Annotated in this window: 1 protein-coding gene; it reads left to right on the top strand. The window is 73.1% G+C overall.

The window, feature by feature from the left end; all coding sequences use genetic code 11:
• Positions 1 to 778 (top strand): Ig-like domain-containing protein (locus tag GBZ26_RS29680; protein ID WP_247884965.1); only part of this gene is annotated, 778 nt, incomplete at both ends.

The following is a 778-nucleotide window of genomic DNA, read 5'->3' as shown; positions in this document are numbered from 1 at the left end:
GCAGCACGGTGACGGTGCAGGTGGGCGGCGCCCCCTACCCCGCCATCGCCCCCGGCGGGACCTGGTCCATCGACCTCGCCACGGCGACGCCGACGCAGGGCTCGTTGAGCCTGAACGCCAACGGCGCCAACACGGTCTCGGCCACCGCCGCCGACGCGGCGGGCAACGTCTCGGCTCCGGGGACGCAGTCGCTGACCATCGACACCACCGCCCCGAACGCACCGGCGGTGACCACCACGCTGAGCAACACCACCACGCCGGTGATCGCCGGCACGGCGGAGGCCGGCAGCACCGTCACGGTCACGGTCGGCGGGGCGACCTACACCACCACCGCCACCGGTGGAAACTGGTCGATCAACCTCGCCACGGAGACGCCGACCGCCGGCGTGCCGAGCCTCAACGCCAACGGCCCCAACACGGTCTCGGCGACCGCCACCGACGCGGCGGGCAACACGTCTTCGGCCGGCACCCAGTCGCTGACCATCGACACCACGCTGCCCAACGCCCCGGCAGTGACCAGCGCGGCGCTGAGCAACAGCACGACGCCGACCCTCTCCGGCACGGCGGAAGCGGGCAGCACCGTCACCGTCACCATCGGCGGCGCCACCTACACCGCCATCGCCACCGGCGGGAACTGGTCCATCAACCTCGCCACGGCGACGCCGACGCAGGGCTCGTTGAGCCTGAACCCCCACGGCGCCCACACCGTCTCGGCCCCCGCCACCGACACCCCCGGCAACGTCTCCGCCCCCGCCCTCCATTCGCTGGTCATCGACAC

It is taken from the genome of Azospirillum formosense (genome assembly GCF_013340925.1).
GTDB classification, from domain to species: domain Bacteria; phylum Pseudomonadota; class Alphaproteobacteria; order Azospirillales; family Azospirillaceae; genus Azospirillum; species Azospirillum formosense.
Note: the sequence above shows the minus strand (reverse complement) of the source record. Positions and strands in the feature narration are given on the sequence as shown.